Source organism: Knoellia flava TL1 (assembly GCF_000768675.1).
GTDB classification, from domain to species: domain Bacteria; phylum Actinomycetota; class Actinomycetes; order Actinomycetales; family Dermatophilaceae; genus Knoellia; species Knoellia flava.
Genome location: NZ_AVPI01000024.1, coordinates 13,406 through 37,434 on the forward strand (window position 1 = coordinate 13,406; position 24,029 = coordinate 37,434).

The window sequence follows — 24,029 nt, forward strand, 5'->3', positions numbered from 1 at the left end:
GGACTCACCGGACGTGGACGACGTCACCAGCAGCCACGGCACGCGTGCCGGACCCCGTCGTCAGGGACAGTCTGCCGTCTGGGTCGACGTCGGTGGCCACACCCGTGATCTCCGAGCCGGGCAGCAGAACCCTCACCTCCCGGCCCACGGTGTCGCACGCCGCGACGTAGGACGAGCGGACGGCATACGGGTCGGCGTCGAGATTGCCCAGAAGCGTTGCGAGAGAACGAAGGTATGCCGTGAGCACGGCTTCGCGGCTCACTCCCGGCGCGCCGGCGAGACGGAGCGACGTGGCGGTGTCGACCGGCAGGTCGGATCGCTCCTGGTCGACGTTGACGCCGGTGCCGACGACGACGCCGTCCGGTGTGAGCTCGGCGAGGATGCCCGCGACCTTGCGGGCGCCGTCGGCCGGCAGCAGGAGGTCGTTGGGCCACTTGAGGGCGACCTCGACACCGGCCACGGAGGTGAGAGCGTCGCGCAGGGCGAGGCCGACCACGAGCGGCACCCAGCCGAGCGGCGCGCGCGACGGGCGCGGCACGAGGACGCTCGCGGCGATGCTCGTGCCCGGCGTTGTCGTCCACGCCCTGTCGAGCCGCCCACGGCCCTGCGTCTGCACCTCGGCCGTGACGACGCGCCACGGCCGTTGGTCGCCCGCGAGCACGGCGTTGGTGGACCCGACGCTGTCGCGTACGTCGGCCGGCAGCCACGGCGGGCCGGGTGTGATGAGGGACGCATCCATCGGGCGGGAGGCAGCAGGAAGGGTCACGGGGTCAAGGCTAGAGTCGCCTCCATGGCGCAGACCGACACCCAGCCCATGGGCGGAACCGACCTCCCGGACGCCGACACGGGCATCGACATCCACACCACGGCCGGCAAGCTCGCCGACCTCAAGCGACGCGTCGGTGAGGTCGCCCACGCCGGCTCCGAGCGTGCGGTCGAGAAGCAGCACGCGCGCGGCAAGAAGACCGCCCGCGAGCGCCTCGAGATGCTCCTCGACGAGGGCTCGTTCGTCGAGATGGACAAGTACGCCCGGCACCGCTCGGTCGCCTTCGGCCAGGACGCGAACCGCCCCTACGGCGACGGCGTCGTCACCGGCTACGGCACCGTCGACGGGCGCACCGTCGCGGTGTTCGCGCAGGACTTCACCGTCTTCGGCGGCTCGCTCGGCGAGGTCTTCGGCGAGAAGATCACCAAGGTCATGGACTTCGCGATGAAGGTCGGCTGCCCGGTCGTCGGGCTCAACGACTCCGGCGGCGCGCGCATCCAGGAGGGCGTCGTCTCGCTCGGCCTCTACGGCGAGATCTTCCGCCGCAACGTCCACGCGTCGGGCGTCATCCCGCAGGTCTCGCTCATCATGGGCCCGTGCGCCGGCGGCGCGGTCTACTCCCCCGCCGTCACCGACTTCACCGTCATGGTCGACCAGACCTCGCACATGTTCATCACCGGCCCCGACGTCATCAAGACCGTCACCGGTGAGGACGTCGGCTTCGAGGAGCTCGGCGGCGCCCGCACCCACAACTCGAAGTCCGGTGTCGCGCACTACATGGGGACCGACGAGGAGGACGCCGTCGAGTACGTCAAGGCGCTGCTGTCCTACCTGCCCTCCAACAACATGGAGGAGCCGCCGACCTTCGGTGACGAGGAGCTCTCGCTCGAGGTCACCGACACGGACCGGGCGCTCGACCACATCATCCCGGACAGCCCCAACCAGCCCTACGACATGCACCAGGTCATCGAGACCGTGCTCGACGACGGCGAGTTCCTCGAGGTCGCACCGCTCTTCGCGCCGAACATCATCTGCGGGTTCGGCCGCGTCGAGGGCCGCTCGGTCGGCGTCGTCGCCAACCAGCCGATGCAGTTCGCCGGGACGCTCGACATCGACGCCTCCGAGAAGGCCGCCCGCTTCGTGCGCACCTGCGACGCGTTCAACGTGCCGGTGCTCACCTTCGTCGACGTGCCGGGCTTCCTGCCGGGCACCGACCAGGAGTGGGACGGCATCATCCGCCGCGGCGCCAAGCTCATCTACGCCTACGCCGAGGCCACCGTGCCCCTCGTCACCGTCATCACCCGCAAGGCCTACGGCGGCGCCTATGACGTCATGGGCTCCAAGCACCTCGGCGCCGACATCAACCTCGCGTGGCCGACCGCCCAGATCGCCGTCATGGGCGCGCAGGGCGCGGTCAACATCCTCTACCGCAAGCAGCTCGCGGCCGCCGCCGAGCGCGGCGACGACGTCGACGCGGCCCGGCAGAAGTTCATCACCGAGTACGAGGACACCCTCGCCAACCCCTACGTCGCGGCCGAGCGCGGCTACATCGACACCGTCATCACGCCGTCGAACACGCGGATGAACGTCACCAAGGCGCTGCGGGCGCTGCGCACCAAGCGCGAGACTCTCCCGCCCAAGAAGCACGGAAACATCCCGCTGTGACCTCTTCTCAGGCTGAGAGCTCAAGCGGGCCGGTCATCGAGGTCGTCGGCGACGCGACGCCCGAGCAGGTCGCCGCGCTCGTCGCGGTCCTCTCGGCGGCGGCCGGTGCGGCGGCCGCCGAGGTGCCGGCACGGCATACGTCCGCGTGGTCGGCACCGGCAGGTCTGGTGCGGCGCCCCGTCGCTCCCGGCCCCGGCGCCTGGTCGCGCTCGCTCCGCGGCTGACCCAGCGGGGCGCGGGCGCCCCTCGAGTCCGTGCACAACTCGCCAATTCCTCGGGTTCGGTACGCCCGGGTGTGACTCGCCTGGCGTGCACAACTCGCCAATTCCTCGGGTTCGGTACACCGCAACGGGGTATGCCGGTCGCTCGCCTACGCGGTCCGACGCGCCACCTTCCGGGCGAGTTCGGCGTGCCCGGCCGGCGGCAGCACCTGGTCGTCGAGCATCGCCTGGGCCATTTCGCGGTCACCCATCCACGCCCGGAAGGCCATCGGCACCGTCACGCCGTGCCCGGGACGCCAGAGGACCTGGATCTCGTCGCCGGGCCGGATCGTGCCGGGTTGGGTCACGGACAGGTAGGCGCCCGTCCGCCCACGGGCCGTGAACGCCTTCACCCATCCGCGCACGCCCATGTGGGCGGAGAAGGTCGCGCAGGGGACGCGGGGCGCCGTCACGGTCAGCACGACCGAGCTCCCCAGCCGCCACTGCTCGCCGATGACCGCGGCGTCGACGTCGAAGCCCGCCGTCGTGAGGTTCTCACCGAACATGCCCGCTCGGAGGTCTCGGCCGAGGTCGACACCCCACCAGTCGAGCTCCTCGCGCGCGAACGCGTACACGGCCTGCTCGCTCCCGCCGTGGTGCTTGCGGTTCATCACCGCATCGCCCTCGACACCGCTGCCTCCACGGCCTTTGGGGCCTGGATCGGCGACGGAGATCTCATCGGTGGGGCGCTTGTCGATACCGGTGGGGCGCTTGATGATTCCATCCATCGGCTGTCCGACGTTGACCGAGAGCACACGCGCTGACATGCCGGCATCCTAGGCACGTTGTGGATAACTGCGACTCGATGTGGCGCAGGTTGGGCACAGTCGACACATGCCCGACTTCGACCCGCGCCGCCCGTTCCGTACGGACTGGGCGGTCACGGCTGGGATGACACGGCGAGAGCTGGCGGGGCCGGCATACCGGCAACTCTTTCGGGGCATCCACATCGATGCCTCGGTCCCTGACACCCTGGTCGTGCGCGCCCGCGCCGCGCTCCTTCGGGCGCCGGAGCACGCACTGCTCAGTCACGACACCGCGGCCCAGCTCTGGGTGCCGTCATGGCCGAGCTCCAGTGACGTGCACCTGTCGTTCAGTCGCAGCGTGAAGACGATCGGGGAGGGCATCCGGACCCATCGCTTCCGCTATCGCATGGAGCGGTGGCAACGGCACGGGATGCCCACCACTGGGCCCGCGATGACGTTCATCCACCTCGCCGTGCGGATGGATCTCATCGAGCTGGTGTCGTTCGGCGACCGCCTGGTGGCGCGTGGGGCGGTCTCCACGCTCGACCTTGTCGCCGCAGCAGAGGCATGGCAGGGACATGGGCGCCGAGCTGCGATCTCGGCGGCCGGGTTGGTCCGGGAACGTTCGGAGTCGGTGCCCGAGACGCACTCGCGCCTGCTCGTGGTGTTGGCGGGGCTGCCCGAGCCCGTCTGCAACCACCCGTTTCTCGTCGACGGCGTGGAGCGCTTCCGGCTAGACCTCGCCTGGGTGGGCGTCAAGGTCGCGCTCGAGTACGACGGCCGGTGGCACGACGATCCGGAGCAGCGCGAGAAGGACGAGAAGCGGCGTGCGGAGATGCGAGCGGCCGGCTGGATCATCATCGTGATCAGGGCGCGAGACCTGTACGACGAGCCGGACGAGGTGGTTGACCAGGTCACCGCCGCGCTGCGCAGCCGAGGGTGTGACGTCCAGCCGGACCGGCGCTACCGGCGTTGGTTCCAGCCGCGGGGTCGGGTGGCCTGACTCCGTGCCGAACGGGAGGAATTGGCGAGTTGCGCACACCGGTGGGCGGCCGGCACACGGGGCATCTCTCCGTGCCGAACGGGAGGAATTGGTGAGTTGCGCACGGACCGTGAGGCACCGGCATACCGGTTCGCTCCGTGCCGAACGGGAGGAATTGGTGAGTTGCGCACGGGAGGGGGCGGGTAACCTCCGTGCGGTGACCGACTCCCCCACCACCGCGCAGGTCGACTCCCCCACCACCGCGCAGGTCGACTCCCTCCCCACCGCCGAGGTCGACGCCCCTGCACCGGCCCGCACGCCCACCGCCGTCGACGCCGTTGCCGAGGCCCACTTCGACGCCGTCATGGAGAACAGCCCGATCGAGGCGACCTACCTCGGTGTGGACGTGCGCCAGGACGAGCTCGACGACTTCTCGCCGCAGGGATACCGAGCCCGGGCCGACCTCGCCCGCGCCACCCTCGCCCGGCTCGAGACGGTCGAGCCCGTCGACGACATCGACCGGGTCACGGTCGCCGCCATGCGCGAGCGCCTCCGCCTCGACATCGACCTCCACGAGGCCGGGCTCGACCAGTGCGACCTCAACGTCATCGCCTCGCCGATGCAGTCGGTGCGCGACGTCCTCGACCTCATGCCGACCGACACCGAGGAGCAGTGGGCGACCATCACCCGCCGCCTCGGTGCCATCCCGCGCGCGCTCGAGCAGTGGCAGGGCTCCCTCCTCGCGTCCGTCGACGCCGACCCGACCCGGATCTCGGCCCGGCGCCAGGTCGAGTCGTGCATGGTCCAGTGCGACGACCTCGTCGGTGACGCGGGCTTCTTCGCGAGCTTCACCGGGCGCGCCCGCACGCAGGACGGCGAGCCGCTGCCCGAGGCCCTCGCCGCCGACCTCGACGCCGCCGGGCGACGTGCCGCCGACGCCTACGCCGGGCTCAAGACCTTCCTCGGCGAGCAGATCCTCCCCCGCGCCCGCGAGGAGGACGCCGTCGGCCGGGAGCACTACGCGCTCGCCAGCCGGCACTTCCTCGGTGCGAGGGTCGACCTCGAGGAGACCTACACCTGGGGCCAGGAGGAGACCGCGCGCATCGCCGCCGAGATGCAGCGCACCGCCGAGCGCATCCTCCCCGGCTCGACCGTCAAGGAGGCGATGGCCCACCTCCTCGAGGACCCGGCCTACCGGCTGCATGGCACCGACGCGCTCCAGGCGTGGATGCAGACCAAGGCCGACGAGGTCATGGACCTGCTCGACGGCACCCACTTCGACATCCCCGGGCCGGTCCGCACCATCGAGTGCCGCATCGCCCCGACCCACACCGGCGGCATCTACTACACCGGCCCCAGCGAGGACTTCACCCGACCGGGCCGCATGTGGTGGTCGGTGCCCAAGGGCGTGGAGACGTTCGGGACGTGGGCCGAGCTGAGCACCGTCTACCACGAGGGCGTCCCGGGCCACCACCTCCAGGTCGCGCAGACGACCTACCGCGCCGAGCTGCTCAACCGCTGGCGCCGGATGCTCTGCTGGGTGAGCGGCCACGGCGAGGGCTGGGCTCTCTATGCCGAGCGGCTCATGGTCGAGCTCGGCTTCATGGACGACCCCGGCAACTACCTCGGGTTCCTCGACGCCCAGTCGCTGCGCGCCGCTCGCGTCGTCCTCGACATCGGCATCCACTGCGGCTTCGAGGCACCCAAGGAGGTCGGCGGTGGCGAGTGGACCTACGACAAGGCGTGGCAGTTCCTCTCGGCCCACGCCGGCAACGACGAGGCCTCGCTCCGGTTCGAGCTCGACCGCTACCTCGGCTGGCCTGGCCAGGCCCCGAGCTACAAGATCGGGGAGCGCATCTGGATGCAGCTGCGCGACGAGACCGCCGCCGCGCAGGGCGACGCCTTCGATCCCAAGGCATTCCACCGCCGCGCGCTCGACGTCGGGTCCGTCGGCCTCGACGTCCTCGTCGAGGCCATGCGCGCCTGACCCTCGCACGACGACCCACGGACAGAGGTATGCCGTCCGCCCACTCGGGCGGACGGCATACCTCTGTCTGTCAGATGCGTTGCGGCAGAGGTGTGCTCACCAGATGGCCCAGCAGCCGTTGACCTGTGGGAGGCCGGCGAAGCGGGCCTCGAAGAACGCATAGCTCTCGGTCGACGACGGCGCGACGCCACCGACGTGGAGCGGGACGACGTTGGTCGACAGCCGCACGTTCGCACCCTTGGCGCACCAGTCCTTCGCGAGCTGACGGCCGACGGCATAGGGGATGACGTCGTCGAGTCCCGAGTGCGAGATGAGGACGGGCACCGCCGGCTTGATGCGGCCGATGCGGTTGTCCGCGACGATCGACGCGAACGGCTCCTCGGCAAGGTAGGCCGTCAGCGGGCGACCGTCGCGGGTGAGGGTGCTCGAGTTCTGGAAGGCCGCCGAGGCGAGGTCGAAGACGCAGTGGTTCTCGGTCGCCGCGGCGACGGCCCGGCCCCTGTCGTTGAGGTAGGAGTCGATGTCGACGCCGTAGCCCGCCGAGAGCCCGAGGAGCGCGAAGTTGAAGAACTCGGCGTAGAGGCTGCCGTCGAGGTTGGCCGCGACCTTGGTGAGGTCCGCGGGCGGGGCACCGGCGAGCGCACCCTTGATGCGGAGCTCGGGCGCGTAGGCCGGCGCCAGCTCCGCGGCCGCCGCCGTCGCGCCGCCGCCCTGCGAGTAGCCGTAGAGCCCGACCGGCGTCGACGCGGTGAGCGAGGTCCCGCTGCGACGGAGCGCCGCTCGTGCGATGTCGAGGACGGCCCTGGCCTGCGCGACGCGGTTGACGTAGGTGTGGGTGCCGGGCGTGCCGAGGCCCTGGTAGTCGGTGAGCGCCACCGCGTAGCCGCGGACGAGGTAGCCCTTGAGGAGGTAGTGCTCGTACTCGGTGAGCGTCTCTGCCATCTGCCGCGACGGGGCGCAGCGGTCACCCATGCCCTGCGTGCCGACGGCGTAGCTGATGAGTGGCCGCGCGCCGAGGCCGACCCACGGGGTCTTCGGCTCGAAGACGGTCCCGGTCACGGCGATCGGGCGGTCGAGCCGGTCGCGCGAGGAGTACATGACACGCGTCGCGGTGAGGCTGAGGTCCGAGAGCCCGAGCGGGTCGATGAAGAACGTCGCCGGTTCGGTGCGGATGACCGTGCCCGGCGTCCCCGGCACGGAGGCCGGCGGCTCGTAGAAGGCTGGACGCGCGGGCTCCGGCGTGTCCGTGACGGTCGTGGCACCCGCCGTGCCGGGGACCGAGTCCGGACCGGCGGAGGCGGGCGCGGCCAAGGAGGCGAGCAGGCCGAGGGCGGCGAGGGGGACGAGGGTCCGGCGGAGCACGCGTGACGTCATTGTCAGCCTTCGTTCGGTGGTGGCACCGACCCCGACGGCGGCACCTCCCCGCGAAACTACCGATCAGTAACCAGTGCCGCAAGAGATGCGGACCCGGACGAGGGGTGGGGAAGTGTGTGGCCTGCCCCACAATGTGCGGGTGACCCTCGCCCTCACCCTCGTCGCGATCGCCGTCACGGTCATCGTCGTCGCGCGCCTCTGCGCCCCAGTCGGTCTGCCCTCACCGATCGCCCTCCTCCTCGTCGGCCTCGTCGCCTCGGTGCTCCCCTTCGTGCCCGAGGTCTCGCTCGAACCCGACGTCGTCCTCCTCGGACTCCTGCCACCCCTGCTGTATGCCGCCGCGCGCGGCACGTCGCTCGTCGACATCCGTGCCAACCGCCGCGCGATCCTCGGCCTCTCCGTGGGCCTCGTCCTCTTCACGACCTTCGGGGTCGCGCTCGTCGCGTGGTGGCTGCTGCCCATCCCGTTCGCCGTCGCCGTCGCGCTCGGTGCCATCGTCGCTCCCCCGGACGCCGTCGCCGCGACCGCCGTCGCCCGCGGTATCGGGCTGCCCCGACGAGTGACGACCATCCTCGAGGGCGAGTCGCTCCTCAACGACGCCACCGCCCTCGTCACCCTCCGCACGGCGATCGCGGCGGCCGGACTGGCGACGTCGCACCACGGCTTCGCCTCGCACGGCGAGGTCTCGGTCGGGTCCGTGGCCCGCGACTTCGGGCTCGCGGTCGTCGGCGGTGTCGGTGTCGGCTGGGTCGTCTTCGTCCTCATCGGCCTCCTCCGCAAGCACCTCACCGAGGCGTCCGCGGACACCGCCCTGTCGTTCACGGCGCCGTTCCTGTCCTACCTGCCCGCGGAGCTGCTCGGTGCGAGCGGCGTCCTCGCCGTCGTGACGACCGGCCTGCTTCTCGCCCACAAGGCGCCGGTGCTCCAGTCGGCCGCGTCCCGGCTGAGCGAGCGGGTCAACTGGGCCAGCCTCACCTTCCTGCTCGAGAACGCCGTCTTCCTCCTCATCGGGCTGCAGCTCTCACGCCTCGTCACCGACGTCGAGGCGAGCGAGATCTCGCTGGGGCGGGCCGTCCTCGTCGGGCTCGTCGTGCTCGTCGCGGTGCTCCTGCTCAGGCCCCTGTGGCTCTTCCCGTTCAGCTGGCTCTCCGGGCGGATGGGCTCCGCCGAGCGGGCATCGCTCGACGTGCCGAGCACGACCGTCACCTCCTGGGCCGGGATGCGCGGCGTGGTCACCCTCGCGGCTGCACTCACGCTCCCCGAGTCGACCGACCACCGCCCGACGCTCGTCCTCATCGCCCTCATCGTCACCGTCGGCACGCTCGCCCTGCAGTCCTCGACCCTGCCGATGCTCGCCCGAGCCCTCGACGTCCGCGGTCCCGACCCGCGCGAGGACGCCCTGCAGGAGGCGACCGTGGTCCGGGCGACGACCGGTGCCGGGCTGCGGGCGCTCGACGCACTGCCCGACGTCGACCCTGACGTGCGACGCGACCTCCACGGAAGCGCTGAGCTGCGCGTCAACCGGATCTGGGAGCGGCTCGGCACCCTGGGCCCGCGCGACGAGGAGACGCCCAGCGAGGTGAGGCGACGGCTGCGCACGGTGATGCTCGACGCCGAGCGGGCCGAGCTCCTGCGGATCCGCGACGAGGACGAGGTCGACCACGAGGTCCTCTCCGGCGTCATGAACCAGCTGGACGCCGAGGAGGCGGCGCTGACGTGGACCACCGCACGGACGGCCCGCCTGCGCGACGCGGAGCTCCGGGCGCCGGACCAGGTGATGACGGCGTGCGAGCACCTCGAGTCCGAGCCGGACTGCGCCGTGCCCAGCACCTCCGAGGGTTGCGTGGACTGCCTGCGCGAAGGGCTCACGTGGGTGCACCTGCGGATCTGCACCCGGTGCGGCAACGTCGGCTGCTGCGACTCCTCGCAGGGCCGGCACGCGAGCCGGCACTACGAGGGGAGCCGTCACCCGGTCATGCGCTCGCTCGAGCCGGGCGAGGCGTGGCGCTGGTGCTTCGTCGACGAGGCGCTCGGCTGAGCGGCAACCCGGCAGGCCGGACGGACGAGGGGGAACTGAGCGTCTCCGGCACCACGCCACGGGCAGAGGTCAGCCGGTGGTGCGTCCGCGGTTGCCGAAGAAGTCGAAGAGCCCACCCAGCACGGAGTCGTCGTCATCCCCGCTCGGCGACGGCTTCGGGGAGGACGAGGGCTTGGGCGTCTTCGGCGGTCGCGGGCTCTTGGTCGGGCCGGACGTCTCGGTGCCGCTGGGCTGGGGCGACGTCGTCGGCGGCGGCGTCCGGGTCGCGGACCGCGAGACGGGCGTCGAGCGGCTGACGTCGGTCGCGGCCGTGGTGGCGCTCGAGTCGGCGGCGCTCGGCGTGCCGTCGGGCGTGTCCTCGGGGGACCCCGAGGAGCCGGCCGGCTCCGAGCCCCACGTGGACGTCGCGGACCCGCTCGGAGTCGTCGCCGACGGGGAGGCAGCAGACGGGGAGGGCTCCACGGCAGCCTGCGCCGCGGGCAGCCGGTCGGCCTCGAGCGTCTGACGGACCTCGGCGGCGGCCCCGACGAGGACCAGCGCGAAGCCCAGCACGAGGATCCGTCGGGTCGTCGTGAGGGCACGCGTGCGGTGCCGTCGTGTCGTCGATCGCATGCACAGTTCCTGTTCGTCGTTCGGGAGTCCCCTGCGGGTCTTCTTCACACAAACGCCCAACACCCTACGGTGTGGACGTGCCATCCCACCCCCAGGCCCATGCCGCCCTCGTGCTCGCCTCCGCCTCACCCGCGCGTCTTGCGACCCTCCGTGCCGCCGGCGTCGATCCTCACGTCCACGTGAGCGACGTCGACGAGGACGCCGTCGTCACGTCCGCCGAGGAGGTCCACGGGCCCCTCGAGCCGGCCGACGTCGCCCTGCTCCTCGCGCGGGCCAAGGCCGAGGCCGTGGCCGGTGTCCGGCGCGGCGACGATGGAGGCGAGTCCCTCGTCCTCGGCTGCGACTCGGTGCTCGAGCTCGACGGCGAGGTCCACGGCAAGCCCGTCGACGTGGACGAGGCGACCGAGCGCTGGCGCAGGATGCGCGGCCGCTCCGGCGTGCTGCACACCGGCCACTGGGTCGTCGACGACCGCGGGCCCGAAAACGGCGGCACTCGCGGCAGCCTCGGCGCGACCGCCTCGACGACCGTGCACTTCGCCGACCTCGACGACGAGGAGATCGCCGCCTACGTCGCGACCGGCGAGCCGCTGCGCGTCGCGGGCGCCTTCACCCTCGACGGACTCGGCGCGCCCTACGTCACGGCGATCGAGGGCGACCCCTCGAACGTCGTCGGCGTATCGCTGCCGCTGCTTCGCGAGCTCCTCGCGGAGCTCGGCTTGGCGTGGCGGGAGCTGCGCACCGGCTGACCGGAACCGAGCCACGACGCGGGTATGCCGTGGCGCACGACGTGCGCCACGGCATACCTGCGTTGTGGTCAGCGGGTGGACGTGACCGCGGCCTGGGCGTCGACGACGCCGTAGCCGTAGAGCGGGCTGAACTGGCCGCGCAGACCGAGGACCGGGGTGCGGGCCGTCGTCAGGATGGCCTGCTCGGTCTGGTCGACGGTGCGACCCTGCGCGAGCAGGAGCGCGGCGACGCCGGCGACGTGCGGGGTCGCCATCGAGGTGCCGGCGAAGGCGTCGTAGCCGGCCACGCCGCAGCTGCTCGTGGCCTCGGTCGGGACGGTCGACCACACGTCGTCGTCGCACGCGCCGAAGGCGAAGCCACCGGGGGCGGAGACGACCTTGAGGTCGGGCTTGATCGGGAGCTCCGAGAAGGCCGAGTGCAGCTCGTTCTTGTCGGTGGAGCCGACGCAGATGCCGGTGCTCGAGAAGCCGGGGCTCGTGCAGGCGATCGTCGAGGTGTTGCCGGCGGCGATCACCGAGACCGCGCCCTTGGTGCGCGCGTAGTCGATGGCGTCCTCGACGTCGGTGTCGAGTCCGGTGATCGAGAGCACCTGGGTGCCCGGCAGCGAACCGAGGGAGAGGTTGATGACGTCGGCGCCGTGGTCGGCCGCCCAGCGGATGCCGTTGGCGATGTCGACGGTGGAGCCCGAGCCGTCCTCGAGGACCTTGATCGGCATGATCTTCGCGTCGGGGGCCACGCCTGCGACGCCCGTGCCGTTGTCGGTGATGGCGGCGGCGATGCCCGAGACGTGAGTGCCGTGGGAGTCGACGTCCTGGCCGACCCCGTCGGTGCCCTTCCAGTTGCCGTCGCTGCAGACGGCGGCCCCGCCGGCGCAGCCGACGAAGGTCGCGCCGGGCACGAGCTTGGCGGCGAGGTCGGGGTGGGAGAGGTCGACGCCGGTGTCGACGACGGCGATCGTCGCGCCGGCGCCGCGGGAGGTCGGCCATGCCTGCTCGGCACGGACCTGGGTGAGGCCCCACTGCTTCGAGCGGAGCGGGTCGTTGGTGGCCGCGCTGGCAGGGGCGGCGGTGGCGACGACGGCGAGGCCGACGGCGCCGACCAGGGCAGTGGTGCGGCGAGGTGCGCGCATCAGGGGAACCTTTCGCTGGGATCAGCCTCGACGGTGAGGCATGAGCAACGAAGTTACCGAGAGAAACCACCCAACGGCGGCTGGAGCCCCGGCGATGTCGCGGACGTGGGAAGGCTCACACCGGGGGGATGCCGCGCCTCTTCGTCGCGAAGTGCCGGTCGCGGTGCGCGGCGTAGCGCAGCCTGCGGACGAGCTCGTCCCGCAGGTCCTCGGGCTCGACGACGTGGTCGATGACGAGGTCGGCGGCGAGGCGCTCGAGGTCGACGTCCTCCTCGTACTCGGCGCGGCGAGCGGCGACGAAGGCGTCACGCGCCTCGGGGCCCTCAGACGCCTCGACCTCGGCGATCTTGTTGGCGTAGACCGCGTTGACCGCGGCCTCGGGGCCCATGACGGCGATGCGGGCGGTCGGCAGGGCGAGCGTCGCGTCGGGACCGAAGCCGGGGCCACCCATGGCGTAGAGGCCCGCGCCGTAGGCCTTGCGGACGACGACGCAGAACTGCGGCACCGTCGCCGACGACACGGCCGAGACCATCTTCGCGCCGTGCCGGATGATGCCCCCGCGCTCGACCTCCGAGCCGATCATGAAGCCTGGCACGTCGGCGAGGTAGACGAGCGGGATCGAGTAGGCGTCGCAGAGCCAGATGAACCGGGCAGCCTTGTCGGCGCTGTCGGTGAAGAGCACCCCGCCCTTGACCATCGAGTTGTTGGCGACGATCCCGACGGTCTCGCCGTCGATGCGGCCGAGCCCGACGACGAGCTCGGCAGCGAAGAGCGACTTGATCTCGAAGAAGCTGTCGTCGTCGACGAGGCCGTCGATGACGTCGTGGACGTCGAAGGGCTGGCTCTCGCGCTCGGGGACGGAGTCCCGGGTGAGGGGCGCGCTCGGCTGCTCGACGGCATACGAGGGCAGGGGTGAGCGCCAGTTCTGCGGCATGTAGGAGAAGTAGAGGCGGGCGAGCTCGATGGCCTCGGCGTCGTCGGAGGCGAGGATGTCGCCGACGCCCGAGACGGTGCAGTGCATCCGCGCACCGCCCATCTCCTCGAGCGAGACCTTCTCGCCGACGACCATCTCGGCCATGCGCGGGCTGCCGAGATACATCGACGCGTTGCCCTCGACCATGATGAGCAGGTCGGTGAAGCTCGGGATGTAGGCGCCACCGGCGGCCGACGGGCCGAAGAGGCAGCAGATCTGCGGGACCTTGCCCGAGAGCGCGACCTGGTTGTGGAAGATCCGCCCGGCGCCGCGGCGCCCGGGGAACATCTCGACCTGGTCGGTGATGCGCGCGCCCGCCGAGTCGACGAACCAGAAGACCGGCAGCTCCTCGCGCAGCGCCATCTCGGTGGCGCGCACGATCTTCTCGACGGTGCGCGAACCCCACGAGCCGGCCTTGACCGTGGGGTCGTTGGCGATGACGACCACCGGCCGCCCGTCGACCGTGCCGCGGCCGGTGACGACGCCGTCGGCCGGCAGGCCGGTCGCGAGGGCGTTGGCGTAGCGGCCGTCCTCGACGAACGAGCCCTCGTCGACGAGGAGCGCGATGCGGTCGCGGACATAGAGCTTGCCCTGCGACGCCAGCTTGGCGGCGGCCTTCTCCGGGGCGCTCGCAGAGGCCGCGTGGGCGGCCTCGAGACGGGCGCGGACGTCGGCGACGCGAGGGTCGCTGGAGGGGTTCGAGGACTCGCTCACCGGCATACGCTCCACTCTTCCAGTCGCCCCGGGGTCAGGCGGTCGGCAGACCGAGGTGGCGCGCGATGACCATGCGCTGCACCTCGCTCGTGCCCTCGCCGATCTCGAGGATCTTGGCGTCCCGGTAGAAGCGAGCGACGGGGTACTCCTCCATGAAGCCGTTGCCGCCGAAGACCTGCGTCGCGATGCGGGTCGCGGAGACGGCGGCCTCGCTCGTGTAGAGCTTCGCGATCGCGGCGGCCTTCTTGACGTCGGCCACCGAGCGCCGGCCGGCGTCGTGCTCGTCCTTGAGCCAGGCGGCCTTGTAGGTGAGGACGCGGCCCGTCTCCGCCATGACGGCGAGGTCGGCGAGCTGGAAGGAGATGCCTTGGTTGACCGCGATCGGCTTGCCGAACGCCGTGCGCGACGACGCGTATGCCGTGCTCTCGGCGAGCATGCGCTCGATCAGTCCCAGCGCGAGGGCGGAGATGGCGATGCGGCCGTCGTCGAGGGTCTTGAGGAACTGCTTGAAGCCGCTCCCCTGCTCGCCGAGGAGGTTGCCGGCCGGGACACGGGCTCCGGAGAAGCTGAGGCCGTGGGTGTCGGAGATGTGCCAGCCGAGCTTGTGGTAGGGCTCCTCGACGGTAAATCCCGGTGTGCCAGAAGGGATCATGATCGCGCTGATCTCGGGCCGGCCCTTGTCGTCGGTGCCCGTGCGGGCGGTGACGGTGACGACCGAGGTGATGTCGGTGCCGGAGTTCGTGATGAACGCCTTGGCGCCGTCGACGACGTAACTGTCGCCGTCGCGGACGGCCTTGGTGCGGGTGGCACCGGCATCCGACCCGGCGTCGGGCTCGGTGAGGCCGAAGCCCGCGAGCGCGCGGCCGGCGACGAGGTCGGGCAGCCACTGCTGCTTCTGCTCGTCCGTGCCGAAGGAGAGGATCGGGTTGATGCCGAGGCCCACGCCGGCGCTGAGCGTGATGCCGATCGACTGGTCGACGCGGCCGAGCTCCTCGATGGCGACGCAGAGGCTCGTGAACGCACCGCCCTCCTCGGGGTCGAGGCTGCCGCCGAGCTCCTCGGGGACGACGAGCCCGAAGAGGCCGAGCTCGCCCATCTTGGGCACGAGGTCGGTCGGGAAGTGCGAGTCGCGGTCCCACTGGGCGACGTGCGGCTCGACCTCGCGCTCGGCGAAGTCGCGCACGACCTTGCGGAAGTCCTCGTGGTCCTGGCTGAGCTCGAACATCGTCGTCCTCTCGTGGCGGTCAGGTCTTGACGTTGACGTCAACGTAAAGCAGCATCTGCTCCCATGGCAAGCCGCTCCGAGGACGAGCAGACCTGGACGATCCGCGAGGTCGCCGAGGAGTTCGGCGTGACCCACCGCACCGTCCGGCACTACGAGGAGCTCGGCCTCATCACACCCGAGAGGCGCGGGACGACGCGGGTCTACCGCCGTCGCGACCGGACCCGCCTCGGGCTCATCCTTCGCGGCAAGCGGCTGGGCTTCCCGCTCGACGAGATCCGCACGATCATCGACCTCTACGACGCACCCCGCGGCCGACGCAGCCAGCTCGAGTACGTCCTCGGCCAGATCGACGAGCGGCGCGCGGACCTCGAGCAGCGTCGACGCGACCTGGACGACGCCTTGACCGAGCTCGCCCGCTTCGAGGAACGTTGTCGCGAGGACCTGTCGAGGATCCCGCGCTGAGGTCGCCCGGACGGTCGTCCGGACCATCGCTCGGACCCACACACCACGAGGAGAGCACCATGGACCGCTCGGACGAACCGTCCGCGTTCGCCTGGATCATGTCGGGGACGGTCGCCGTCGTCGTCGCCGGAGGGCTGGGCAAGTTCCTCCTCGACCGGCGGCACGCCAAGGCTGCGCTGGAGGCGGAGGCGGCCGCGGCCGCGGCGGCCGACGAGGCGGAGCAGGCGGAGTCCGAGGGCCACCCGAGCTGACCCTCATTCTGTTTGCGTGGTGTTCGGAGCGGACACGATGACGAGGCCGGCGCCCTGAGGAGTGGCGCCGGCCTCGCCGGTTCGGTGGGTGTCGAGGGGACCGAGCCGGAGCCTCCAGAGGGGTGGGAGCCCCGACCCGGCCGTCATGACGGGAGTGGACGTGCAGCCCGCCCCGCGTCAGTCGGAGACCGTCATCACGGGTCGGTGATGACGATGGTGCAGGTGTAGGACCCGACGAGCAGGTCGGTGGCCGTCAGCGTCTTCGCCGCGGAGTCACCGGGCAGAGCATCGACATCGGTGCCGACCGGTGGCGTCGTCGTCCCGGTCTTCCGACACTGGATCGAGTCGGCATACGTCGATGTCGTCTGCGGGGTGACCGTCACCGAGAGGTTGGTCAACGGCGCATTGAGGAAATCGCCGACGTCGACAGTCTCTTGACCGAGCGACACAGTGACCGTCAGATGCGTGGCCGGGGCCATCTTTCGCCAACCGGTCTTGCCGGTCTCGACGACCGAGTAGGTGCCCGGCGCCACATCGGTGAAGGTGAAGGCACCCGTGCCAGTGGCTGACGTGGCCGTTCCCAGGACCGTGCCCACAGCGCCGCCACTGCCGGCGTACAACTTGAACTCGAAGCCGCCGAGCTTCGTGTCTCCGCCGGTTCCCGTGTCGAGGACACCGTCTGCGTCGACGTCCTTGTACTTCTCGCCCGACAGGTCTGCAAGCGGGAACGTCCTGTTGTTGTCCTTGCGGCACGTGAAGCCCGTCGCGGTCGCCGTTTCGACGATGCCGGTGTTCATCGCCTCGTCGTCCGCACCTGACACACTTCCGGACGGTGACCCCGACGTGTAGGCGTAGGACCAGTCGAGCGTGTCACTGTGCTTGAGTCCCGAGATCGTGACGGTTCGACTGGTCGCGACGTCCGGATCGACGGTCATCGCCACAGTCGTGGAAGGCCCGTTGTCATCGGGGTCGTTGATGGCGTACGTCACCGACAGGTTCGCTCCGGTTGGCACCTGCGCCACCGTGATCTTCTTGTTGATGAGGCACGCGTTGCCGAAGATCACCGTCGACCCGGAGGCTGTCTGGTTGACGTCCTTCTTGGGCGAGGCCGCTGCCGTGTTCGGGTCCGTGGAGTAGTAGCCGGCCTGCATCGTCTCGTAGACGTCGTACGGGCCGTTCGGCACGTCCTGGAACTCCAGCTTCGGGTCGGTGCCAGCGGTGGAGCCGGAGAAGTCGGCGGTCCCCGTGGGACCGAGGCCGTCCTTGAAGACCTTGTAGGCCCATCCGGGAAGCCAGGGCTCCGTGGTCTGCTTCTGCCCGTCGGCGTTGCGGTCGAAGTACTTCCGGATCGTCATCGGCCCACACGTCGGCGACTCGATCTCGACGTAGTCGTAGAGCGTAGCCGTCGTCGATGTCGACGAACGCGTGTCGGCAAGAGCGGACGCGAAGCACGGCTGCGGCTCGTTGAGGTCGTCGAAGAATTGCGTGATGTCGAGGAAGCCCTCCACGAAGACGTTCTTCTGGAGGTCGGCCGTCGGCAGCTTGTTGTTCTTCTGCGGTGACCACCAGGGCGAGTCGATCGTGCCACCACCGTTGGTGATGACGCAGAAGGTCTTGGTGTAGTCGATGTTGGCCGGGTCGCACTTTGCATCGGTGGACGTGAAGTCCGGGTCGTTCGGCAGACCGCCGTTCCACGAGTAGCCCTTGGCAGTGCCGACCGAGCCACCGCTGTCATAGCTCACGACCGCGAGCAGGTCGCCGTCCTCGTGCACGCCGGTGAACGAGGTGTTGCCCGAGCCCGCGGTGCAGCCGACGGACGGGTCCTGCAACAGCCAGATGCCGACGTTGTTCGTGCCGTTGTCGTCGTCCTTCTCGAGGCCGAAGAAGTAGACGGTGTGCGGGTCCGTCGTGGAGTTCCCGTCGTGGTCGACGAGGGCCGCGTAGCCGTAGGCGTTGACGAAGTCGCCCTTGTCGGTCGCGTTGTTCGTCTTCTTGCACTGCCAGCCGGGAGTGATGTTGAGGGTGTCCTTCGATCCCGTGGCGTAGTACGACGTGTCCCCGTTGACGTAGGCGCCGTTGGTCACGAGGAAGTCGCGTGCGAAGTCCGGCTCGAGGATCGAGGCAGGCAGTCCGCTGTTCACCGTCGGCTCCGCCGTCGGCGTGGCCGCCGAGAAGATGTCGGACCAGTCGAACGGAGGGTCGGCAGAAGCGGAGTCGTCGAGGATGTTGCCATCGAGCTCGTGGAATCCGACTCCGGCTGCCAGCGCGCTGGGGAGCGTGAGGCCGACACCGAGGGCGAGTGCCGCGATTCCGCCGAGGGCGACACGGCGCCGACTGCGGGAAGACGAGCGTGAGCGCTCGCCGGTGGACGTGGAATTCATGGGTTCCTCATTCCGCCCCGACGAGGGGCATGGTGATGCGGAAATGAGGAGGTCGGGTGCCGGCTCAGGCGACCTCGATGACGCACTGCGTCAAAGCCCTCGGGCCGCCGGCTCAGCGAACGAGGGGTGGCTCAGCCACGACCTTCAGGATGCACCCGCAGGGGCCCCGTCGTCCACGGTTCCGGCAGATGGCGGCAACCTGCCAACGCCGGTGACGACCGCCGACACGGTCCGCCCAGGCGCGCACGAGGCAGGTCCGCGATTTCGTGGGTGTCGGCGCCGAGGGGACAGTCCACACACTGGCTCGGTGCACGCCCTGATCCCCCCTGCGCTCCGAGCGCACCCGACGTCTCCGCCCGCCGTGAGGCAAGATTCCACCCGTGGCGACGACGAGAGGCTCCGGCGCGAGACCGCCGAGCCGGTGGACGGCATACGCCGGTCCGCTGCCGACCACGACGCGAGGGATGGAGTATGCAGTCGCGCTCCTCGTGCTCGGCGTTCGGCTCGGCACCCTCGTCCAGATGGTTCCAGGTCTGGCACAGGGCATCTCGGTCTCTCCCCGGCCGAGCCTGTATGCCGTGTGCTGGGCGGCCGCGGCGATCAGCAGCCTCGTCGTGAGCGTCGTCGTGTTCCGTCGTGGTGGTCCGCTGACCCGGCGCGGCTTCGCGGTGGACCTCTGCGTCGCGATGACGCTCATGCTGCTGGGGCCGCTCACCGTGCCCGATGCCTACCTCGTCGGGTCGTGGGTGGCGCCCTTCCCTGCGCACCTGCTGGCGGTCGTGTGCACGGGCGCGACGGTGCTCATGCTGCGGTGGCAGTGGGTCGCTGCGGTGGGTGCGGCCGTGGCGTCCAGTGCGGTCTTCACTGCGCCGGCGTGGAACCGCGACAGCGCGACGACGATCGTGGCCAACGTCCTCACGCTCATCGTCCTTTCGAGCGTGGGCCGGCTCATCCTCGGCTACTTCCGTCGGGTGGCCGAGGACGGGGACCGCGCGCGGGCCGAGGCGACCGAGCTCGGCCGGCGCGAGGAGGAGCGACGCGCCCAGCTCGCGATCCACAACGGGGCGGCGGTGATCCGCATGCTCAGTGACCCGACCATCGACGAGGAGACCCGCGCCTTCCTCCAGAAGGAGGCCCAGCTCGAGTCCGCGCGCATGCGCTCCTACCTCCAGGGCCGCGGCTCCACCGACGACGCGGTCGCCCAAGGGACTGGCGGCGTCGAGGTGCGCGCGGTCGTGAGCGCCACCTGCGACCGATTCCTCGACCTGCCGCTCCAGCTCAACGTCGACCTCGCCGAGGGCGCCCACGTCGACGCGCCCCGCGCCGCCGCTCTCGACCAGGCGCTCGCGAGCCTGCTTCTCAACGTCCGCGACCATGCCGAGGCCGAGTCCGTCGTCGTCCATGCCGATGCTCCTCCGGTCGGCCCCGGCGAGGACGAGACGTGGGTCGTCACGCTCCACGACGACGGCGTCGGCTTCGAGGTGTCGCAGGCGACGATGGGCGTCGGGCTGCGCGAGGTCGTCGTCGGCGAGATGCGCCGGCGCGACATCGACGTGTCGATCTCCTCCACCCCCGGCCTCGGGACCACGGTGACGCTCACCGGTCCGTGCCTGACGATGTCCGGAGAGGGGGCGCGGTGAGGACCGTCGCCGTCGTCGACGACGCCACCGTGATCCGCGAGTCGCTGCCGGCCCTCATGCCACGGCTGCAGTTCGCCGGAGGCTGGGCGACCATCGAGGAGATGCTCGCCGCGCGACCCGTCGCGGACGCGCTCGTGCTCGACCTGCACCTCAGCAACGCGAGCCAGCCCGACGTCCGCCAGGGAGTCGCGGCGATCCGGGCGGCGGTCTCGGAGGGCTACCGGGTCTGCGTCTTCAGCCAGGAGGAGCGTCGGTTCGTCCTCGCCGCCTGCCTCGCGGCGGGCGCGAGCGGCGTGGTGTCGAAGTCCGCGCCCACGGCGAAGGCCGAGGAGGTCATCACTGCGGTCGCCGAGGGCGAGGTCGTCGTGCCGCCCTCGGTCATCGGCCTCGTCGAGGTGCTCGTGCGCCGCAACAGCCTGACGATCCTCTCCGAGCGGCAGCGGCAGGTGCTCGCCGGCCGCGCCCGCGGGCTCACCTATGCCGAGATGAGCAGCCAGATGCACCTCTCGGAGTCGACGCTGCGCGGCTACTGGGCCGAGGTGAGCCGCAACGTCTCCGAGCACTTCCAGCGTGTCGTGCCCTCCGAGCTCGAGCACGCGCTTGGCCTCGGCCCGGGCGACCTCCTCGAGTACTGGCCGGACCCGGACGCGGCCACCGCTCCGCCCGCCGTCGCCGAAAGGCACGCGGCGCCGTGGTGGAGGCTGCGCCCGACGAGGTGAGCGGACGGCATACGCGGGGTCCGTGCCAGGTGCGGTGGCTCAGGTGCGGTCGGCGAGGAAGGCGTCGATCTCCGCGGCGGTGGGAGCCGTGGCGGGACCGCGCCGGGTCACCTTGACCGCTCCGCCGGCGTTGGCCCGGCGCGCCGCCTCGACCCAACCCATGCCTGCGGCGCGACAGGCGACGAGGACACCGGTGTGCGTGTCTCCGGCGCCGTTGGTGTCGACCGGCTTCTGCGGGTAGCCGTCGAGGTCCGTCGTCTCGCCGTCGGCGTGGACGGCACACCCCTCGGGTCCGTCGCGGACGATGGCGACGGCGCCATCGGGCAGGTGTTCGATGCAGAGCGCGGCCGCCCGGACGATGTCGGACTCACCGGTGAGGGCCTCGCTCTCCTCGGCGTTGCCGGTCCAGACCGTCGTGAGGTCGAGCATCGCGCGCCGGATCCCGTCGTCGAGCTCGGCGAAGATCGCGCCGGGGTCGAGGACGACCTCGACGCCGTCGGGCAGCCCGGCGAGCCACTCCAACAACGGGTCCCGCGTCGTCCCCGTGAGGCTGTAGCCGCTCACGCAGACGAGGTCGCCTGCCTCGGGCCGTGAGGTCTGGAGCGACTCGACGCTGATGAGCCGCTCGGCCGCCTGGGTCGTGACGAAGGTGCGCTCGGCGGTGGGCTCGAGCATGACGACGCAGATGCCGGTGTCGAGGTCGGGCACGACGGGGCTCGACACGGTGACGCCCTCGGCCGCGAGCGCGGAGCGGACGAGGTCACCGTGCGGCCCGGTGCCGGTCGCACCGGCGTGCACGCACTCGGCACCCTGTCGCGCGGCGGCGAGGAGGATGTTGACCGCTCCGCCGGCATACTCCTCGGGCGGCGGCGCCATGACGTTGCCTCCGCGGCGCGGGATCGACGGGACCTCGACGACGACGTCGACGAGGGCCTGCGCGGTGTGGATCACCCGAGGAGACATGGACCGCAGCGTATGCCGGTTGCTCCCTTTCGCAGCGCGTGGCGCCTCGCGTCGTGCGAGCGGTGTCAGCGCGCCGGCCCGGCCCAGGCGTAGGAGCCGTCGTCCCTGCGGGAGCACACGACGTCGACGCCGTCCACGGTCTGCTCGCGGACGCCGACCTGGGTGAAGGAGCAGGGCTGCCCGGCCGACACGACGACCGTGCCCACGCCGACGGATCCGCGCGCAGTCGAGGGGCTCGGCCGGGGGGTCGGAGTGGCGACGGAGTCGGTCGAGGGCGCGGCCGACGCGCTCGCAACCGGGCTGGCGTCGGGTCGCGTCGTGGGTGTCTCGCCCGGGCCGGGACGACCCGCCTCCCCCGACCACGGGGACCAGAGGAGGACACCGACGAGGGCCGCGACGGCCAGTGCGCCGCCGACGAGCGGGGCCCGACCGAGCCACGTCGGCCGGACGGATGCGTCTGCTGCGCCGGGGACCGGCGTAGGTCGATGGGCGGGTCGCGGCGTGCCGGCGCTGCCGACGGTGCTGGGCGGACGAACCCGGGTTGCGTCGTCGTCGTGGTTGCTCCCGAAGAGGGGGACGCGGGTCGGGGAGTCGGCCGTCGCCGAGAGCTGCGCCACCGTCGGGGCCGGCACGTGCCTGAGCACCTCCACCTCACCCATGGCTCCGGGACGCCAGGCCAGCACCGGCATGTCGAGCCGTCGCAGGACCTCGGCCGCCGACTGGGGCCGGGCCGAGGGCTCGGCAGCGGTGAGGTCGGCGAGCAGCGACCACAGCTCCTGGGGTGTGCCGACGGGGCGGGTCGGCGAGGGTACCGGCCGCTCACCGGTGAGCATCGCGATCCCGACCTGACCCACGGCGAAGAGGTCCGCGGTGGGGTGAGGCTCGGCTCCGGCCTGCGACTCGGGGGCGCTGTAGCTCGGGGTGCCCGTCCACTGCCCCGTCTGCGTGAGGCGGACACCGTCGAGCTCGATCGCGATACCGAAGTCGGTGAGGAACGCGTGCGGGCGGTCGAGCCCCGTGGCGGCGAGCAGGACGTTGGCCGGCTTGACGTCGCGGTGGAGGATCCCGGCGGCGTGGACGGCGTCGAGCGCGCTCGTCAGCTGGCGCAGCACCTCCGCCACGAGCAGCGGTGGGAGGGGGCCGTGGTCGCCGACGAGGCTGGCCACCGACCCTCCCTCCACGACCGGCATCGTGAAGAGGACTCGGTCGTCGTCCCCGGCCCAGCCCAGCGGGGTGAGGACGTGCGGGTGCACGACCCGGAACGCCTGCTCCCTGACGAACCGGAGCAGCGAGACCGCGTCGGACTGGCGCAGCACCTTGGCGGCGACCAGGCGCTCCTCCTTCGCGTCCCAGGCGCGCCAGACCGTGCCCATGCCTCCCTCCCCCAGTGGGTCGACGAGCTCGTAGCGACCCGCGAAGACCTCACCCACGCGCGGCTCCTGCGGCGCGACGGAGCAGGTCCCCGAGGCCGCCGGCACCGGCGCCGTCAGCAGCTCGCGCCACGTCACGGAGCTGGTCCGCGGTCGCCGAGGCGGCGAGGACCCGGACCGTGGAGAGGTCCTCCGACGTGGGGCTGGTCAGAGTGGGCTGCTCGTCCCGGATGGCGGCGATCCGTGAGTCGAGCTCGGGGGCAGTGAGGCCTGCCGCCTCGGACGAGAGGTCGAGCAACAGCTGCAGACGCCTCACCACGGCGGGGTTCCCGATCTTGATCCGCTGGCCACTGACCAGCTGCGAGAACATCGGTGCCGACAGTCCGAGGACCTCCGCGAGCCGGCCTTGGGTCAGCCCGAGCGACGAACGCACCGTGGCGGCCAGCTCGGACAGTGGCGCCCCATAGAGGAGACGCTGCTGGTCGCGGGGGTCGGTCGTTGCCACACGCGCATCCTAGGTCGCACGATCCGGGGGCGGGGAGTTGTGTGTTTGCTATTGCAAACGCTAGGGTCGGGGCATTCAGTCATCAGGGGGAACCACCATGCGAGTCCTTGCCATCATCGCTGCGGCGAGCGTCGCGCTCTGCTCGACCGCGGCTGCCGCCTCGCCGGCGAACCAGACCACACGTCCGGCCGCCGTCGCAGCTGCCGCTCAGGTCCCTGCGTCGAACCTCGCCACGCAGACCGACGAGCAGGGCAAGCTCCTGCTCATGCTCGACGCGTCCGGGTCGATGAAGGCGAAGGACCCGTCGGGGCTCACCAAGATCGAGGCCGCCAAGAAGGCGCTCACCGGCGTCGTCGGCGCCCTCCCCGCCACCGCGCAGGTGGGGCTGCGGGTCTACGGCGCCCAGGTCGACGGCAAGGGCAAGCCGACGCCCGCCGCCTGCGCCGACACCCGGCTCGTCGCACCCATCGCCCCACTCGACAAGGCCGGGCTCACGTCGACGATCGGCGCGATCAAGGCA

General features: G+C 71.3%; 22 protein-coding genes. 11 read left to right on the forward strand and 11 right to left on the reverse strand.

Going from position 1 to position 24,029, the window contains the following annotated elements; all coding sequences use genetic code 11:
* Positions 1–4: 4 nt before the first annotated feature.
* On the reverse strand, positions 5–766 hold the full coding sequence (locus tag N798_RS09600; RefSeq protein ID WP_035948042.1) for a biotin--[acetyl-CoA-carboxylase] ligase: 762 nt from the start codon (positions 764–766) through the stop codon (positions 5–7).
* Between the two features lie 24 nt (positions 767–790).
* On the opposite strand from N798_RS09600, the gene N798_RS09605 reads away from it, so the two are divergent.
* Positions 791–2,431, forward strand: coding sequence for an acyl-CoA carboxylase subunit beta (locus tag N798_RS09605; RefSeq protein WP_371870455.1), 1,641 nt, complete (start codon positions 791–793; stop codon positions 2,429–2,431).
* A complete protein-coding gene (locus N798_RS09610; RefSeq protein ID WP_035948043.1) occupies positions 2,428–2,655 on the forward strand; it encodes an acyl-CoA carboxylase epsilon subunit in 228 nt (75 codons plus the stop codon). Before N798_RS09605 ends, N798_RS09610 begins: the two co-directional genes overlap by 4 nt.
* 146 nt (positions 2,656–2,801) lie before the next feature.
* Here N798_RS09610 and N798_RS09615 read toward each other — a convergent pair whose 3' ends face one another.
* On the reverse strand, positions 2,802–3,458 hold the full coding sequence (locus N798_RS09615) for an MOSC domain-containing protein (RefSeq protein ID WP_084100432.1): 657 nt from the start codon (positions 3,456–3,458) through the stop codon (positions 2,802–2,804).
* 67 nt (positions 3,459–3,525) lie between these two features.
* Between N798_RS09615 and N798_RS09620 the strand changes: the two genes are divergently transcribed.
* The gene (locus N798_RS09620; protein WP_052117122.1) at positions 3,526–4,440 is read left to right on the forward strand and encodes an endonuclease domain-containing protein; all 915 of its coding nucleotides are present in this window, start codon (positions 3,526–3,528) and stop codon (positions 4,438–4,440) included.
* A gap of 196 nt (positions 4,441–4,636) precedes the next feature.
* On the forward strand, positions 4,637–6,406 hold the full coding sequence (locus tag N798_RS09625; RefSeq protein ID WP_084100435.1) for a DUF885 domain-containing protein: 1,770 nt from the start codon (positions 4,637–4,639) through the stop codon (positions 6,404–6,406).
* Positions 6,407–6,502: 96 nt separating this feature from the next.
* Here N798_RS09625 and N798_RS09630 read toward each other — a convergent pair whose 3' ends face one another.
* Positions 6,503–7,780 carry a lipase family protein gene (locus N798_RS09630; protein WP_035948044.1) on the reverse strand — a complete coding sequence of 426 codons (1,278 nt, stop codon included), beginning with the start codon at positions 7,778–7,780 and terminating at the stop codon, positions 6,503–6,505.
* Positions 7,781–7,919: 139 nt separating this feature from the next.
* Here N798_RS09630 and N798_RS09635 point away from each other — a divergent pair, with 139 nt between their 5' ends.
* A complete protein-coding gene (locus tag N798_RS09635; protein ID WP_035948045.1) occupies positions 7,920–9,818 on the forward strand; it encodes a Na+/H+ antiporter in 1,899 nt (632 codons plus the stop codon).
* Positions 9,819–9,887: 69 nt separating this feature from the next.
* Here N798_RS09635 and N798_RS09640 read toward each other — a convergent pair whose 3' ends face one another.
* Positions 9,888–10,430, reverse strand: coding sequence for a hypothetical protein (locus tag N798_RS09640; protein WP_035948046.1), 543 nt, complete (start codon positions 10,428–10,430; stop codon positions 9,888–9,890).
* A gap of 71 nt (positions 10,431–10,501) precedes the next feature.
* Between N798_RS09640 and N798_RS09645 the strand changes: the two genes are divergently transcribed.
* Entirely contained in the window at positions 10,502–11,176 is a 675-nt protein-coding gene (locus N798_RS09645; RefSeq protein WP_371870454.1) for a Maf family protein, read from the forward strand.
* Between the two features lie 68 nt (positions 11,177–11,244).
* Here N798_RS09645 and N798_RS09650 read toward each other — a convergent pair whose 3' ends face one another.
* The 3 genes from N798_RS09650 to N798_RS09660 form a co-directional block, all read right to left on the reverse strand.
* Positions 11,245–12,306 carry a S8 family serine peptidase gene (locus N798_RS09650; protein WP_035948048.1) on the reverse strand — a complete coding sequence of 354 codons (1,062 nt, stop codon included), beginning with the start codon at positions 12,304–12,306 and terminating at the stop codon, positions 11,245–11,247.
* A gap of 115 nt (positions 12,307–12,421) precedes the next feature.
* A complete protein-coding gene (locus N798_RS09655) occupies positions 12,422–13,999 on the reverse strand; it encodes an acyl-CoA carboxylase subunit beta (protein ID WP_035948049.1) in 1,578 nt (525 codons plus the stop codon).
* Positions 14,000–14,027: 28 nt separating this feature from the next.
* Entirely contained in the window at positions 14,028–15,218 is a 1,191-nt protein-coding gene (locus N798_RS09660) for an acyl-CoA dehydrogenase family protein (protein WP_035948051.1), read from the reverse strand.
* Between the two features lie 63 nt (positions 15,219–15,281).
* Between N798_RS09660 and N798_RS09665 the strand changes: the two genes are divergently transcribed.
* Positions 15,282–15,680 (forward strand): MerR family transcriptional regulator, encoded by a 399-nt coding sequence (locus tag N798_RS09665; RefSeq protein ID WP_035948052.1) that lies wholly within the window; start codon positions 15,282–15,284, stop codon positions 15,678–15,680.
* A 59-nt stretch (positions 15,681–15,739) separates the two neighbouring features.
* A complete protein-coding gene (locus N798_RS09670) occupies positions 15,740–15,931 on the forward strand; it encodes a hypothetical protein (protein ID WP_035948053.1) in 192 nt (63 codons plus the stop codon).
* Positions 15,932–16,125: 194 nt separating this feature from the next.
* Here the strand turns inward: N798_RS09670 and N798_RS17375 are convergent, their stop codons facing one another.
* Positions 16,126–18,312, reverse strand: coding sequence for a prealbumin-like fold domain-containing protein (locus tag N798_RS17375; protein WP_052117123.1), 2,187 nt, complete (start codon positions 18,310–18,312; stop codon positions 16,126–16,128).
* A gap of 380 nt (positions 18,313–18,692) precedes the next feature.
* Here N798_RS17375 and N798_RS09680 point away from each other — a divergent pair, with 380 nt between their 5' ends.
* Both N798_RS09680 and N798_RS09685 read left to right on the forward strand, forming a co-directional pair.
* Positions 18,693–19,952 carry a sensor histidine kinase gene (locus N798_RS09680; protein ID WP_156971687.1) on the forward strand — a complete coding sequence of 420 codons (1,260 nt, stop codon included), beginning with the start codon at positions 18,693–18,695 and terminating at the stop codon, positions 19,950–19,952.
* The gene (locus N798_RS09685) at positions 19,949–20,671 is read left to right on the forward strand and encodes a LuxR C-terminal-related transcriptional regulator (RefSeq protein WP_052117125.1); all 723 of its coding nucleotides are present in this window, start codon (positions 19,949–19,951) and stop codon (positions 20,669–20,671) included. Before N798_RS09680 ends, N798_RS09685 begins: the two co-directional genes overlap by 4 nt.
* A gap of 39 nt (positions 20,672–20,710) precedes the next feature.
* Here the strand turns inward: N798_RS09685 and N798_RS09690 are convergent, their stop codons facing one another.
* The 3 genes from N798_RS09690 to N798_RS18725 all read right to left on the reverse strand — a co-directional run bounded on the left by N798_RS09690 (position 20,711) and on the right by N798_RS18725 (position 23,509).
* Entirely contained in the window at positions 20,711–21,634 is a 924-nt protein-coding gene (locus N798_RS09690; protein ID WP_035948054.1) for a PfkB family carbohydrate kinase, read from the reverse strand.
* 65 nt (positions 21,635–21,699) lie between these two features.
* Positions 21,700–23,064, reverse strand: a complete 1,365-nt coding sequence (locus N798_RS17380) for a serine/threonine-protein kinase (RefSeq protein WP_156971688.1) — start codon at positions 23,062–23,064, stop codon at positions 21,700–21,702.
* On the reverse strand, positions 23,057–23,509 hold the full coding sequence (locus N798_RS18725) for a hypothetical protein (protein ID WP_052117127.1): 453 nt from the start codon (positions 23,507–23,509) through the stop codon (positions 23,057–23,059). Before N798_RS18725 ends, N798_RS17380 begins: the two co-directional genes overlap by 8 nt.
* Before the next feature lie 97 nt (positions 23,510–23,606).
* Here N798_RS18725 and N798_RS18730 point away from each other — a divergent pair.
* A partial coding sequence (locus tag N798_RS18730; RefSeq protein WP_035948056.1) for a VWA domain-containing protein occupies positions 23,607–24,029 on the forward strand: 423 nt, incomplete at its 3' end.

Coding starts and splice junctions, on each gene's coding strand:
- N798_RS09670 (WP_035948053.1), top strand. CDS start 15,740: ATGGACCGCTCGGACGAACCGTCCGCGTTCGCCTGGATCATGTCGGGG.
- N798_RS09615 (WP_084100432.1), bottom strand. CDS start 3,458: ATGTCAGCGCGTGTGCTCTCGGTCAACGTCGGACAGCCGATGGATGGA.
- N798_RS09665 (WP_035948052.1), top strand. CDS start 15,282: ATGGCAAGCCGCTCCGAGGACGAGCAGACCTGGACGATCCGCGAGGTC.
- N798_RS09640 (WP_035948046.1), bottom strand. CDS start 10,430: ATGCGATCGACGACACGACGGCACCGCACGCGTGCCCTCACGACGACC.
- N798_RS09650 (WP_035948048.1), bottom strand. CDS start 12,306: ATGCGCGCACCTCGCCGCACCACTGCCCTGGTCGGCGCCGTCGGCCTC.
- N798_RS17375 (WP_052117123.1), bottom strand. CDS start 18,312: ATGAATTCCACGTCCACCGGCGAGCGCTCACGCTCGTCTTCCCGCAGT.
- N798_RS09655 (WP_035948049.1), bottom strand. CDS start 13,999: ATGCCGGTGAGCGAGTCCTCGAACCCCTCCAGCGACCCTCGCGTCGCC.
- N798_RS09630 (WP_035948044.1), bottom strand. CDS start 7,780: ATGACGTCACGCGTGCTCCGCCGGACCCTCGTCCCCCTCGCCGCCCTC.
- N798_RS09660 (WP_035948051.1), bottom strand. CDS start 15,218: ATGTTCGAGCTCAGCCAGGACCACGAGGACTTCCGCAAGGTCGTGCGC.
- N798_RS09620 (WP_052117122.1), top strand. CDS start 3,526: ATGCCCGACTTCGACCCGCGCCGCCCGTTCCGTACGGACTGGGCGGTC.
- N798_RS09605 (WP_371870455.1), top strand. CDS start 791: ATGGCGCAGACCGACACCCAGCCCATGGGCGGAACCGACCTCCCGGAC.
- N798_RS09690 (WP_035948054.1), bottom strand. CDS start 21,634: ATGTCTCCTCGGGTGATCCACACCGCGCAGGCCCTCGTCGACGTCGTC.